9 protein-coding genes and 1 pseudogene are annotated in these 13,236 nt (G+C 73.1%); 4 read left to right on the top strand and 6 right to left on the bottom strand.

The window, feature by feature from the left end; genetic code table 11:
• The first annotated feature begins 1 nt into the window (after position 1).
• Both ACZ37P_RS15175 and ACZ37P_RS15170 read left to right on the top strand, forming a co-directional pair.
• Positions 2-1,468, top strand: coding sequence for a PspC domain-containing protein (locus ACZ37P_RS15175; RefSeq protein ID WP_401309317.1), 1,467 nt, complete (start codon positions 2-4; stop codon positions 1,466-1,468).
• The gene (locus tag ACZ37P_RS15170) at positions 1,465-1,683 is read left to right on the top strand and encodes a hypothetical protein (RefSeq protein ID WP_355336817.1); all 219 of its coding nucleotides are present in this window, start codon (positions 1,465-1,467) and stop codon (positions 1,681-1,683) included. Before ACZ37P_RS15175 ends, ACZ37P_RS15170 begins: the two co-directional genes overlap by 4 nt.
• A 46-nt stretch (positions 1,684-1,729) precedes the next feature.
• Here the strand turns inward: ACZ37P_RS15170 and ACZ37P_RS15165 are convergent.
• Positions 1,730-2,209 (bottom strand): annotated as a pseudogene (locus ACZ37P_RS15165) (DoxX family protein); the annotation flags it as partial.
• Positions 2,210-2,410: 201 nt separating this feature from the next.
• On the opposite strand from ACZ37P_RS15165, the gene ACZ37P_RS15160 reads away from it, so the two are divergent.
• A complete protein-coding gene (locus ACZ37P_RS15160) occupies positions 2,411-2,770 on the top strand; it encodes a hypothetical protein (RefSeq protein ID WP_355336816.1) in 360 nt (119 codons plus the stop codon).
• A gap of 7 nt (positions 2,771-2,777) precedes the next feature.
• Here the strand turns inward: ACZ37P_RS15160 and guaA are convergent, their stop codons facing one another.
• The gene (gene guaA, locus ACZ37P_RS15155; protein WP_355336815.1) at positions 2,778-4,382 is read right to left on the bottom strand and encodes a glutamine-hydrolyzing GMP synthase; all 1,605 of its coding nucleotides are present in this window, start codon (positions 4,380-4,382) and stop codon (positions 2,778-2,780) included.
• 294 nt (positions 4,383-4,676) lie between these two features.
• On the opposite strand from guaA, the gene ACZ37P_RS15150 reads away from it, so the two are divergent.
• Complete coding sequence (locus tag ACZ37P_RS15150; protein WP_467346742.1) at positions 4,677-5,045, top strand: chorismate mutase; 369 nt, start codon at positions 4,677-4,679, stop codon at positions 5,043-5,045.
• Positions 5,046-5,555: 510 nt separating this feature from the next.
• On the opposite strand, the gene ACZ37P_RS15145 is transcribed toward ACZ37P_RS15150, so the two are convergent.
• The 4 genes from ACZ37P_RS15145 to ACZ37P_RS15130 form a co-directional block, all read right to left on the bottom strand.
• Entirely contained in the window at positions 5,556-7,346 is a 1,791-nt protein-coding gene (locus tag ACZ37P_RS15145; protein ID WP_467346740.1) for a GMC family oxidoreductase N-terminal domain-containing protein, read from the bottom strand.
• A gap of 118 nt (positions 7,347-7,464) precedes the next feature.
• Complete coding sequence (locus ACZ37P_RS15140; protein WP_467346739.1) at positions 7,465-9,132, bottom strand: succinic semialdehyde dehydrogenase; 1,668 nt, start codon at positions 9,130-9,132, stop codon at positions 7,465-7,467.
• 186 nt (positions 9,133-9,318) lie between these two features.
• On the bottom strand, positions 9,319-10,863 hold the full coding sequence (locus ACZ37P_RS15135) for a serine/threonine-protein kinase (RefSeq protein ID WP_467346737.1): 1,545 nt from the start codon (positions 10,861-10,863) through the stop codon (positions 9,319-9,321).
• Positions 10,864-11,217: 354 nt separating this feature from the next.
• Positions 11,218-13,221 carry a protein kinase family protein gene (locus ACZ37P_RS15130; protein WP_355336806.1) on the bottom strand — a complete coding sequence of 668 codons (2,004 nt, stop codon included), beginning with the start codon at positions 13,219-13,221 and terminating at the stop codon, positions 11,218-11,220.
• Positions 13,222-13,236 lie beyond the last annotated feature (15 nt).

The raw sequence follows: 13,236 nt of genomic DNA, 5'->3' as shown, positions 1-13,236 counted from the left end.
TATGACGGACCAGCCACCCGAAGAGCCGAGCGACGAGCCGCGCGACCGGCCGAGTGCACCGCGCGCCAGCGCCGCCGACGGCAGCGACCTCGGCACCGGCGGCACCGGCGGCCCGGACGGCGACAGCGCCGCGCCCAAGCGGCGGCTGACCCGTGGCCGCGACCACAAAGTCCTCGCGGGCGTGTGCGACGGGGCGGGCCGCTACTTCGACATCGACCCGGTGATCTTCCGCGTGGTGCTGGCCGTCCTCTCCCTCACCGGCGGCATAGGTCTGATCATCTACGGCATGGGCTGGCTGGTCATCCCGCTGGAGGGCGAGCGGCAGAGCGAGGCGCAGCGGCTGCTGTCCGGCCGGATCGAGGGCGCGCCGCTGACCGCCGTGCTGATGGCGCTGGTCGGCTGCGGGCTGTACGCCTCGATGCTGGACAACGGCGACGACCAGGCGTTCTCACTGATCCTGCTGGCCGCGACGACCGGCGCCGTCTACTACTGGGCCCAGGTACGGCGTCGGCAGGCCGCGGGCGAGGCCGCCTCCCCGTCGGGCGCGGCGAGCGCGGTGGTGGACGCGCCGCCCGCCGTGCAGGCGCCGCCGGAGCCCGGCGGCTCCGCGTCCTGGTGGCGCGGCCCGCTGACCAAGGAGCCGTCGTATCTGTGGGGCCCGGACGACGGCCCCTACGGCGACGAGGACAAGGTCGCCTGGCGGGAGCGCAAGCGCGCGGCCCGCAAGAAGGAGAGCTCGTGGGTCTTCGGCCTGACCGTCTTCGTGCTGGTCGTGGCGGCGGGCGCGATCGGCACCGGGGCCGCGGCGCCGTACCAGTCCCCCGCCGTGAGCGTCGAGATCGGCCTGATCGCGGTGCTCGGCGTCTTCGGCCTGGCCTTCGTCGTCGCGTCGTTCGCCGGGCGGGCGCGCGGCGGCACCGTCTTCTTCACCCTGCTGACCCTCGCCGGGCTGATCGGCACCGCGTCGGTGCCGCACGACAACGCGGGGTGGCGCGACACCTGGAGGCCGATGACCGCCGCCGCCGTCCAGCCGACGTACGAACGCGGCAGCGGACAGGGCGTCCTCGACCTGACCGACCTGACGCTCGACGGCAGGACGGTCAACACACGGGTCGACCTGCGCGTCGGCGAAGTGCTGATCAGACTGCCCAAGGACGCGACCGTGCACCTGACCTACCACGTCGCCGTCGGCGCCATCCGCCTGCCGGAGAAGGACCACGGCGGACTGAACGTCAACAGCGAAGGGGCCGTGCCGGTCGTCTTCGCCCCGCCCGCGGGCACCATGAACACCGGCACGGTCAACGTCCACGTGCGGATCGGCGCCGGTGACCTGCGGATCGAGCCCGCCACGGCCGGGACCGGTACGGGGACGGCCCCGCTCGCGCCGACCGCGCCCGCCGTACCCGGCGCGCGCCACGTGCCCGTACCCGGCGTGCCCGGCCCGCCCGCAGGACAGGTGAACCGATGAGAAGGCACCGCTTCGAACCCGCCGTCCTGGTCATGGGCCTGGTGCTGCTCTGGCTGACGGCGTGCTTCATCCTCGACGCCTGCCAGGTCTGGGACCTGCGGCCCGAGGACTCCGTCCCGCTCGTCGTCAGCGGTCTGGCCCTGACGGTGGCCACCGCGATCGTCACACAGGTCGTGAGGGCGGTACGGGGGCGCCGGAAGCGCCGCCGCGCGTAGCGGAGCCCGAGCCGTCCGCGGCGTGCGCGCCGGGCCCCGGCACCGCGCCGCCCTTGCCGCGCCGCCGCGCGAGCAGCGCGTCCAGCGACAGATAGGGCGTGCCCGCGAGCACCAGCGGCAGCCAGGCCATCAGATACGCGAGGTCGTTGCCGTAGTAGTACGGCGTCGAGGACCAGCTCACCGTCAGCCACAGGCTGAGCGAGACCAGCGCGCCGCCGAGGGCGGCGACCCGGCCGAGGAGCCCGAACAGCGTGCCGAGCCCCGCCGCTGTCTCACCGAGCGCGATGGCGTACCCGAAGCCGTGCGGCGCCTTCAGCGCGAGGTCGATCATCGCGGGGATCGCCGCGGTGTCGTGGGCGCCGTGCAGGATCTGCACCAGCGAGCCGTTCGCGGAGTCGGTGAAGAAGGTGTCGCTGGTCAGCTTGTCGAGCCCGGCGTAGATGAACGTGACGCCGAGGAAGATCCGCAGCGGCAGCAGTGCGTAGCGACGGGCGGTGTCCCGCCGGACGTCGAGCCGTTCGAGCATCGTGTTCCGCCAATCCCGCCGCCCGTGCGTTCCCTGATGAGAACGATTCTGCCGGTACGGCGCCCTCGGAGGGACATACGTACGCCCGGCGGCTGTCACTCAAGGCGGCGGCCACAAAGCGCGGGACCGCAGAAAGACCCGCACGTCTCTGGCAGTACGCGGCCCCGCCCCCGATACTCAGGCATCGCACGGACCCGACGGGTGGAGGTATCCGAGTTGCCGTACGACCTGACGATCTACCTGGCCCACCGCGACGACTACGCGGACTTCCTCACCGCGACCGACGAGGAGGCGTCCGTCGTCTGGCACCGCAGGCAGGGCGACCACACCGACAGGGCCGACCTCCTGGAGCGTACGGAGGCCGCGTACGGCAGGACCCAGGCCGCCCTCAATGTGCTGGACATCGAGGGCGGCGGCCCGCTCACCGAGGCGAAGGCCCTGGTCGGCCGCATCCGGTCCTTCTACGACATGGACGAGATCCCGGACAGCGCGTGGGAGGAGTACAAGGCGGCCAGGAGCCGCTACGTCACCGCGGCCCGCGAGAGCCTGGCGGCGCACTGACCGCGCGTCACTCCCACTCGATGGTGCCCGGCGGCTTGCTCGTCACGTCGAGCACCACGCGGTTGACGTCGGCCACCTCGTTGGTGATCCGGGTGGAGATCTTCGCCAGCACCTCGTACGGCAGCCGCGACCAGTCCGCGGTCATGGCGTCCTCGGAGGAGACCGGGCGCAGCACGATCGGGTGGCCGTAGGTGCGGCCGTCGCCCTGGACGCCGACGGAGCGGACGTCGGCGAGCAGCACCACCGGGCACTGCCAGATGTCGCGGTCGAGCCCGGCCGCGGTCAGCTCCTCGCGGGCGATGGCGTCGGCCTCGCGCAGCAGGTCGAGCCGGTCGCGGGTGACCTCGCCGACGATCCGGATGCCGAGCCCGGGGCCGGGGAACGGCTGCCGCTGCACGATCTCCTCGGGCAGGCCCAGCTCCTGGCCGACCATCCGCACCTCGTCCTTGAACAGCTTGCGCAGCGGCTCGACGAGCGTGAACTGGAGGTCTTCGGGCAGGCCGCCGACATTGTGGTGCGACTTGATGTTCGCGGTGCCGGTGCCGCCGCCGGACTCGACCACGTCCGGGTAGAGGGTGCCCTGGACCAGGAACTCCACCGGCTCGTCGCCGGGGGCCTCGGCGACGATCTCCGCCTGCGCCTGCTCGAAGACCCGGATGAACTCCCGGCCGATGATCTTCCGCTTCTGCTCCGGGTCGCTGACCCCGGCGAGCGCGTCCAGGAAGCGGTCGGTGGCGTCCACGACCTTGAGCTGGACGCCGGTCGCGGCCACGAAGTCCTTCTCGACCTGCTCGGTCTCGCCCTTGCGCATCAGTCCGTGGTCGACGTACACGCAGGTGAGCCGGTCACCGATGGCCTTCTGGACGAGGGCGGCGGCGACCGCGGAGTCCACGCCGCCGGACAGCCCGCAGATGGCCCGGCTGCTGCCGACCTGCTCGCGGATCAGCGCGATCTGCTCGTCCACGACATTGACGGTCGTCCACGTCGGCGCGAGGCCCGCGCCGCGGTAGAGGAAGTGCTCCAGGATCTGCTGGCCGTGCGTGGAGTGCAGCACCTCGGGGTGGTACTGGACGCCGTACAGCCGCTTCTCGTCGTTCTCGAACGCGGCGACCGGCACCACGTCGGTGGACGCCGTCACGGCGAAGCCCTCGGGCGCGGCCGAGCAGGCGTCGCCGTGCGACATCCACACCGACTGCTCGGCGGGGGTGCCCTCGAAGAGGGTGGAGCCGGGCTTGGAGACGGCCAGCGCGGTGCGGCCGTACTCCCGCGCCCCGGTGTTGTCGACGGTCCCGCCGAGCGCCGTCGCCATGAGCTGGAAGCCGTAGCACATGCCGAAGACGGGGACGCCCGCCGTGAAGATCGCCGGGTCCAGGGTGGGGGCGCCCGGCTCGTAGACCGAGGACGGGCCGCCGGACAGGATGATCGCGCTCGGCCGCTTCGCCAGCATCTCGCTCACCGGCGTCGTGGAGGGCACGATCTCGCTGTACACCCGGGCCTCACGGACCCGGCGCGCGATCAGTTGCGCGTACTGCGCACCGAAGTCCACGACCAGGACCAGGTCCGGTGTATCCGGTGTGCCCGACGAGGGGGCGGGGGCGACTGGCGTTACCACGGTGTGCCTTCCGGCGGTTCCAACGGGGATAGGACCCGATTCTACCGGGGCGGCGCACTCCCTCCTTCCCCCGGCTTGCCCCGCGGGAGGCGAGGGGGGCACACTGACGCCATGCACACGCGCAGCGTCACGTTTACCTATGGCACCGGCTGGTCCGGCTGCCATGGTCGCGTCGCGTGAGCTGACGAGCGACTTCCCAGGCGCCCCGGGCCAGACGGCCCGGGGCGCCTGTCGTTTCGCTCCCCCGGGACCCGAGGCCCGCGGCGCCGCCCGCCCCTCCCGAGGAGAGCAGACATGACGACCCCGACCCCGACACCTATCTCCGTCCCGGCCCCCATTCCGGCCCCGGCCCCCGCGACCGCGACCGCGGGCACCGAGAGCGTCCCGGACGCCCCGGACACCCACGGCGTCCCGGAGTCCGCGGACGCGGTCATCGCGCGCAAGCGGCGGCGGATCGACGATCTCGACACCCGGATCATCGGCCTGGTCAGGGAACGGATGACCGAGTCGGCCGACATCCAGCGCGCCCGCATGACGTCCGGCGGTCGCCGGGTGAGCCTGAACCGCGAGATGGAGGTGCTGACGCACTACAGCGCGGAGTTGGGGAGGCCGGGCACGTCACTGGCGATGACGCTGCTGGAACTGTGCCGCGGCAAGGTGTGAGCGGCGCGGCCGGAGCGGCCCGCGAGGCGTGACGTTTCGCCCTTTCGAGCGGCATCACCCGTACGGCACGTGACCGGCCCGCGATGGCTTCGTTGGAGGTGGTGTCCGTGCCATCCAGGGGCGGTAACCCAACACCACGCGTGGAACTGGACACCGCCTAGACGCAGCTAGGCGGGGTGTGACCGATGCGATGAGGCGACCGCAGGTGTGCGGTCGCCGTGGGACCTCGTGTCGGTGCTATGTGACCGGACGGCAGGGGACAGCAGCCCGGTCACGACTCAAAGAGGCGGTCGGCTCCGGGGACGCTTGGATCCGGCCGCTCTGCGAGAACCCACATTACTCATGTACGGCTCCCGGCACGGACTTCCCGTCCACGATCGGGTGACACAGCGCGTGCCCGTGCGCACGGGTACGCGTCGGCGCGCGCGGACGCGTCACCCGAACGCGTCAGTCACCGCAGTCAGTTCAGGCAGTTCAGCCGGTTCAGGCAGTTCAGCCGGTTCAGCCGCGTCACTCTGCCGCGGACCTGGGCGGCACCGCGGGGACCGGCAGCATCGGAAGCCGCAGCGCGCCGAAGGCTCCCTCCGGCACCACCGGGGCGGCGGGCCGTACCGCGGCGATCCTGCGGTAGCCCTCGCCCTGGGCCGGACGCGGGTCCGCCTCGCCCTTGTTGGGCCACAGCGCCATCGCGCGCTCCGCCTGCGCGGTGATCGTCAGCGACGGATTGACGCCGAGATTCGCCGAGACGGCCGAACCGTCGACCACATGGATGCCCGGGTGCCCGTAGAGCCGGTGGTACGGGTCGATGACGCCGTGGTCCGCGTCCTCGCCGATCGGGCAGCCGCCCAGGAAGTGCGCGGTCATGGGGCGTTCGGTGGCCTCGCCGACATTGCTGCCCGCGAAGCCGTTGATCTCCTCGGCTATCAACTCCGCGGCCCGCGCGCCCTCCGGGATGTGCGTCGGGTTGGGAGCGCCGTGACCCTGACGGGCCGTCAGCAGCCCTTTGCCCAGGCCCTTGGCCTTGCGGTAGGTGGTCAGCGAATTGTCGCTGGTCTGCATGACCAGGCCGATGATCGTCCGCTCCGACCAGTGGAAGTTGGACAGCGAGCGGAGGCCGACCGCCGGGTGGCGCAGGTAGTTGACGGCGAATTCGGCCCAGCGCGGCACCTTCCCGCCGTACGGCGCCGCCATGATCGACAGATTCCCCATCGCGTTGGAGCCCTTGCCGTAGCGGACCGGCTCGATGTGGGTGTGGTCGTTGGGGTGCACGGACGAGGTGATCGCGACGCCCTTGGTGAAGTCCAGCGCGCGGTCCGGGTGCCGCTTGCGGTAGCGGCGGGTGGAGGTCTGCGCGCCCACCAGCGCCTCGGAGTTGGTACGGGTCAGCTCGCCGAGCTTCGCCGAGATGCCGGGCAGCCGGCCGCCGTCGCGCATCGCGTGCAGCAGCGTCTGCGTCCCGTACGTGCCCGCCGCGACCACGACCTGACGGGCCCTCAGCACCGCCCGCTCGCCCTTCTTGCGCTGGTCGGTGGGGACGGCGGTGACACGGTAGCCGCCCTCGGGGTCCTCGGTGAGGTCGGTGACGGTGGTCATCGGGTGGATGACGGCGCCCGCCCGCTCGGCGAGGTGCAGATAGTTCTCCGTGAGGGTGTTCTTCGCGCCGTGCCGGCAGCCGGTCATGCACTCGCCGCACTCGGTGCAGGCCCGCCGCGCGGGGCCGGTTCCGCCGAAGTACGGGTCGGGCACCTCGCCGCCGGGCGCCGCCTTCGACGCGCCGCCCGCGTCCTGGCCGTCGCCGAAGAACACCCCGACCGGCGCGAGGTGGAAGCTGTCGCCGACGCCCATCCGCTCGGCCGCCGCCTTCAGGTGCTCGTCCGAGGGGGTGAGCGTGGGGTTGGTGCGCACCCCGAGCATCCGCTGGGCCTGGTCGTAGTACGGCGCCAACTCCTGCTGCCAGTCGGTGATCGCGCCCCACTGCCGGTCCTCGAAGAACGCCTTCGGGGGCACGTACAGGGTGTTGGCGTAGTTCAGCGAGCCGCCGCCGACGCCCGCGCCCGCCAGCACCAGGACGTTGCCGAGGACGTGGATGCGCTGGATGCCGTAGAGGCCGAGCGCGGGCGCCCACAGGTAGTTGCGGACGTCCCAGGAGTTCTTCGGCAGTTCGTCGCGGGCGAAGCGGCGGCCGGCCTCCAGCACGCCGACCCGGTAGCCCTTCTCGGTCAGCCGCAGCGCGGAGACGGAGCCGCCGAAGCCGGAGCCGATGACGACGACGTCGTAGTCGTAGCCGTCTTCCTGTGACACGTGATCCTCCGTGCGTCGGTGCGGGACTCGTCCGGTCCGGCCGGGTCGGCGGGCAGGGCGTGGGCGGGGCGCGGGCGGCGGGCGAGGGCCGGGCAGCGCGCGGGCGGGCGGGCGGGGGTCAGCGCATCCGCAGGGCCTTCATCGCCTTCAGCGAGACGGTGAGGAACCTCGCGTACGTCTCGTCGGTCATGCCGAGCGAGGGCGCCATCGGCAGAAGGCGCTGGGTGGCGACGGTCTGGGCCTCGGTGTGCTTGAGGATGCCCTCGGAGCCGTGCCTGCGGCCGAGCCCGGAGTCCTTCATACCGCCCATCGGCGCCCGGACGCTGCCGTACGCGGCGGCGTACGCCTCGTTGATGTTGACCGTGCCGGAGCGCAGCCGGGCCGCGATCCGCGCGCCGCGCCGGGTGTCCTTGGTCCACACACTGGCGTTGAGGCCGTAGTCGGTGTCGTTGGCGCGCTCGATCGCCTCCTCCTCGTCGCGGAAGCGGTAGACGGACACGACGGGGCCGAAGGTCTCCTGCGCGCAGACGGCCATCGGGGCCTCGACGCCGTCCAGGATCGTCGGCTCGTAGACGTACGGGCCGATGTCGGGGCGGGCCCGGCCGCCGGCCACCACCGTGGCGCCCTTCTCGCGGGCCTCCTCGACGTGCCGGACGACGGTCTCCAACTGCCGTTCCCCGGCCAGCGATCCCATGCCCGCGCCGTACGCGAGGGCCGTGCCGAGCCTGATCGCCTTCGTGCGCGCGGCGAACTTCTCCAGGAACGCGTCGGCGACCGACTCGTCCACCAGCAACCGCTCGACGGAGACGCAGAGTTGACCGGCGGAGGCGAAGCAGGCGCGGACGGCGCCGTCGGCGGCCTTGTCGAGGTCGGCGTCACGCAGCACCAACAGGGGGTTCTTGCCGCCGAGTTCGAGGGAGGCGCCGATCAGCCGGGCGGCGGCGCGCTGGGCCACGTCGCGGCCGGTGCGCGTCGAGCCGGTGAAGGACACGTAGTCGGCGTGCTCGACCAGGGCCGGGCCGACGACCGGGCCCTCGCCGATCACGATCTGCCACACGTCGGCGGGCAGCCCCGCCTCGACCAACTGCTCGCGCGCCCACAGCGCGGTCAGCGCGGTCTCGGTGTCCGGCTTCATCACCAGGGCGTTGCCCGCCACGAGTCCGGGCAGCGCGTCGCCGACGGACAGCTCCAGCGGGTAGTTCCAGGGCGCGATCTGGCCGACGACCCCGCGCGGCTGCCGCAGCTCCACGGCCTTGGTCAGCGTCGGGATGGCGCCGGTGTGCCGCTTGGGCTTCAGGTACGCGGGGGCCTTGCGGCCGTAGTGCCGGGCCGCCATCGCGACCACCTGCACCTCTTCGTGCGCGTGCATGCGCGCCTTGCCGGTCTCCACCTGGATCAGGTCGAGCACCTCGGCCTGCCGGGCGAGCACCAGGTCGTGGAAGCGGAGCAGGACCGCGGCGCGCTGCCGTACGGGGGTGGCGGCCCACGCCTTCTGCGCCGTGCGGGCGCGCGCGAACGCCTCCGCGACCTCCTCGGGCGTGGTCTCCGGCAGGTCGGCGAGCTTGTCGCCGGTCAGCGGGGTGTGACTGGCGGTACGGCCTCCCCCTGCTTGCCAGCGGGGGGACCCCCAGCCGATGACGTCGCGGGTGAGGCGGGCGACCAGATCGGGGGTGACGACGTCCTTCGGGCCGCGCGCCGTGGTGGGCGCGACCGGGTTTCCGTCGGTGGGGCCGTCGGTGGGGCGGCCGTCTGCGGGGGGCGTGCTGCGCTCCAGCGAATCCGTCATGCCGGTGAGATTACGACCGTCCGGCACCGATTGGATACCCGTGAGTAAGTATTTTCCTCGTGATCCGTGCAACTAAGCCAGCAATCGGTGGCGTCATACGGATCTTCGCAGGTCACGCGGGTTGCCCGGAGGGGCAGTGGCGGCAGGTGCCGGGCGCCCTCGGGGCGCGTACGTGTCGGTGGAACATCAGTGCGGACGGAAGGCGGCGCGCGCCGCGTCGAAGGTGTCCCGCGCCCGCTCGACCTGCTCGATCGGCGCCGACAGCCACATGTCGTACATCCGGCCGCCCTCCGTCCAGCACAGGTCGAACGTCCGGCGCGCGCCGTTGCCGTCGGCGAAACCGTCGTACGTGAACTGCCACAGCGCGGCGGGCCGCCCGCGCTGCGTGGTCTCGGTGATCACGCCGTCCCGGTACCCCGGATAGACACTGCCCGCCCGGGGACCGGCCAGATCCTGGTCGCGCAGCACCGCGTACGGGCCGCGCGGGTCGGGCGACTGCTCGCGCTCGCCGAAGCGGAAGGCACGGTCGGGCGACCAGTAGTACACCCGCAGGACGCCGCTGCTGTCGCGCTGCGCGTCGCGTACGTATCCAGCGGGCAGCGCCAGCGAGAAGCCGGTCGGATCGGTGACGCGCTCGTACCCGGCCGGGAGGGCCGGGGCCGTCGGCGGGGGTGTCGTCGGGCTCGGCGTCGTGGGCGGCGGGGTCGTGCCCGTCACCGGCGCCGTGCTCGGCGGGGGCGACGCGGCGCGGGCGCCGCCGTCGTCGTGCCGGACGACCAGCACCGCGGCCAGCGCGCCGCCGCCGACCGCGAGGGCCGCCACGCTCACGGCGGCGGCGAGGACACGGCGCCTGCGGCCCTTCGGGCGGGGGGTCGCCCGCGGCTCGGGCTCCGCGTCACGCGGGGGTTCGGCCGCCGGGACCACCGGTACGTGCTGGGCGGGCGGCGGCTCACCGGTCTCCGCGTACGCCGTCAGCAGCGTCTGCGCCCGCGCCGCGCCCATCCGGCGGCCCGGGTCCCGGTCGAGCAGCGCCGTGACCACCGGCAGCAGCGGCTCCGCCGCCTCGGGCGTCCTGATCGTGTCGATCGCGACCGCGTGCACGATCTCGCCTATCGACTCGCGGTGGAACGGGGACTCGCCGTCCACCGCCGCGCACAGCAGCGCGCCGAGCGACCACAGGTCGGACTCCGGGCCCGCCGCACGGCCCGACATCCGCTCGGGCGAGGTGTACTCCGGCGACCCCACGAAGGACCCGGTCTCGCTGATCGTCGCGCTGCCCGCGACCCGGGCGATTCCGAAGTCCGTCAGCACGACGCGTCCGGTGCCGCGCTCGAGCAGTACGTTCGCCGGTTTCACGTCACGGTGCTGGACCTCGCTCGCGTGCGCCGCCCGCAGCGCGCCCGCCACGGCCGCGCCGATCCGCGCCGCCTCCCGCGGTTCCAGGGGGCCGTCCTGTGCCAGCACGTCCGCCAGCGAACGGCCGTCCACCAGCTCCATCACGATCCACGGGCGGCCGTCCTGCTCCAGCACGTCGTACACGACGATCACATGCGGGTGCCTGATCCTGGCCACGCTGCGCGCTTCGCGCAGTGCCCGGTCCTGGCCGCCCTCGGGCAGGTGCAGCTCCTTGACCGCCACCGGTCGGTGCAGCAGCTCGTCCTCCGCCCGCCACACCGTCCCCATCCCGCCGCGGCCGAGCCGCCCCGTGATGCGGTACCTCCCCGCCACCACATCCCGAGGCTCCGCCTCCGCCGTCCACCCCCCGTCACTCCCCATACCCCCCAGGCTATCCACCCTCCTCACCCCGGCCCACCCTCCAGGGCCCCCTCCCCAGCGCGCCCCCCTTTGCGCGGGGCCTGTCTTCCAGGGACGGTGAGCCGATCTTTTAAGGGGCGCGGGGAACTGCGCGGCCAGCCGCTGGCAGTGGCGCGGGCGAAAATCCCGCCCCAGCGGGGCAGTTCGGTTGTCTCCGGACCACCGGCCGGTGGTGGGTTGCTCGCGCAGTTCCCCGCGCCCCTGACGGGGCGAACCCCACCGCGCAAGGTGAACGGGCCGGGGCGGCGAGCCCTTGGCGTGGGGCGGGCGTCAGCTCGCCGCGTAGGTTTCGACGGCTTTGTCGAAGGCACGCTGGACATCGGCGCGCCGAGCGTCCGGCCCGCTGACGACGACGACGTGGTAGGAGCCGTCGATGATGACGGCGAGATTGAGGGCGTAGATCTGCGTGTCGTTGGCGTCGCGGTAGCTGTACTCGCCCTCGGCGGCACTGTGCCCGCGCAGGTCGAGCGTGTGCAGACCGGAGGCGGCGGACCAGGAGGAGCCGCGGAAGGCGGCCAGTTCGGGCTCTTCGAGCTGGTAGGCGAGCGGATCGCTGCCGTGGTCGGAGACCTTGTCACGGCCGGGCACGACGGTGAGCTGGAGGTCGCTGCCGGAGTAACGGACCTGCCCCTGACCGTTCTTGCCGGAGCGCTGCCACCCGGTGTGGACGGCGACGGTGAACCCGGCGGAGTCGGTCCGCATGACGAAGTCGCTGCCGAGGTCCGGCGGCGGCACCGCCGTACTCGGCGGCGGAGCCGGCTTCGTGGTGGCCGGCTTCGTCGTCGGCGCCGCGGTCGTACGAGTGGGCGTCGGCGTCGGCTTCTTGCCGCCGCTGTGGCCGCCCGGCACCTCGGCCGGGACCGTACGGTCGCCGCCCTTGGCCCCGTTGTCCGACGTGTCGCCGTTGCCGGGCATGGCGAGCACCGCGTACGCGACGACGGCCGCGAGCACCACCAGGACCGCGATCAGCAGCCGCACGCCCAGCTTGCGCGGTGCCTCGTCGCCGCCGCGCGGAGGCTTGCGGTAGACGACCTCCTGCTCCTGGTGGATCTGCTCCTGCCGCATCTCGCTGCGCCGCGCCTGCTCGCGCTTGGCCTTGGTGACCCTGGCCTGCTTGCCGCGGGCGTGCCTGCGGTGCTGAATCCCGGCGACGTCGGCCTCGGCGGCGGCCTTGCGGCGCCGCCGCCGTACCAACTCGCCCTTGCGGCGCACGATCGGCAATTTGGCCGGATCCGTCGGCACCTGGACCATGTCGAGGCCGAGATCGGGCTCGGGCGCGGAGCGGATCAGCGACCGCAGCCAGCCGCCCAACTCCTCGGCCTCCGGCCGCTCCTCGGGGTCGGGCCGGAGCAGCGACTCGACGATCGGCCGCAACGCGCCGCACTCCTCGGCGAAGGCGGGCGGCTCGGCGCACACCATCTGCACCAGTTCGGCGGCGCTCTCCTCGGGGAACGGCGGATGCCCCTGCACGGTACGGAAGAGCAGCGAGCCGAGCGCCCACAGGTCGGCGGCCGGGCCGACCGGCGGCGACAGCCGCCAGTTCTCGTGCACCTCGTGCGCCTGCTCCGGCGCCCAGCGCTCGGTGACGGCGCCGATGACGGTGATCCGGTTCTGCCGGGCCCGCTCCTGTTCGAGGGCGGACTCGGGGCCGTGCCACGACTGGTCCTCACCCGCGCCCGACAGGCCGCCGCCCGCGAGGACCTGGATGTGCTGCGGCACGGGGTCGTAGCCGCACAGCGCCTCCTGGGCGGCGCCCGCGGCGAGCCCGGCGAGCATCGCCCGGCCGTCGTCGCAGACCAGCACGGTGCTCGCGGTCACATTGCGGTGCGTCCAGCCGTACGCGTGCACGGCGCGCAGCGCGGTGAGCACGTCGGAGGCGACCTCGGCGGCGCGGTAGGCGTCCAGCGGCCGGTCGGCGAGTAACGCGGCGAGCGGCCGGGCGGACACCAGTTCGCTCGCGATCCAGAGACTGCCGCCCTCGATGAAGATGTCGAAGACCTGGACCAGGCGGGGGTGGTCGGGTATCGCCGCCGCCGCGCGGGCGGCCTCGAGGGCGCGCCGGGCGCTGTCGCTCAGCGCGTCCTGGTCGCCGTATCCCCGGTCGTCGCCCGGGTCCTCGGCCGTGACGACCTCGGGCAGCAGCACCTGCCGGACCAGGACCTCCTGGCCGCTGTAGGTGTCGAAGGCGCGCGTCTCGACCAGTTCGAACTCGTCGGCGGGCGGCCGGGGCAGCCGGTACCGGTCGGCGAGCACGCGGCCCGCGTATTCGTCCACGACGCCCCCTCTCCG

The organism is Streptomyces sp. NPDC024632 (assembly GCF_055559175.1).
The sequence above is the reverse complement of the archived record's forward strand: the minus strand, read 5'-3'. Positions and strand labels throughout refer to the sequence as shown.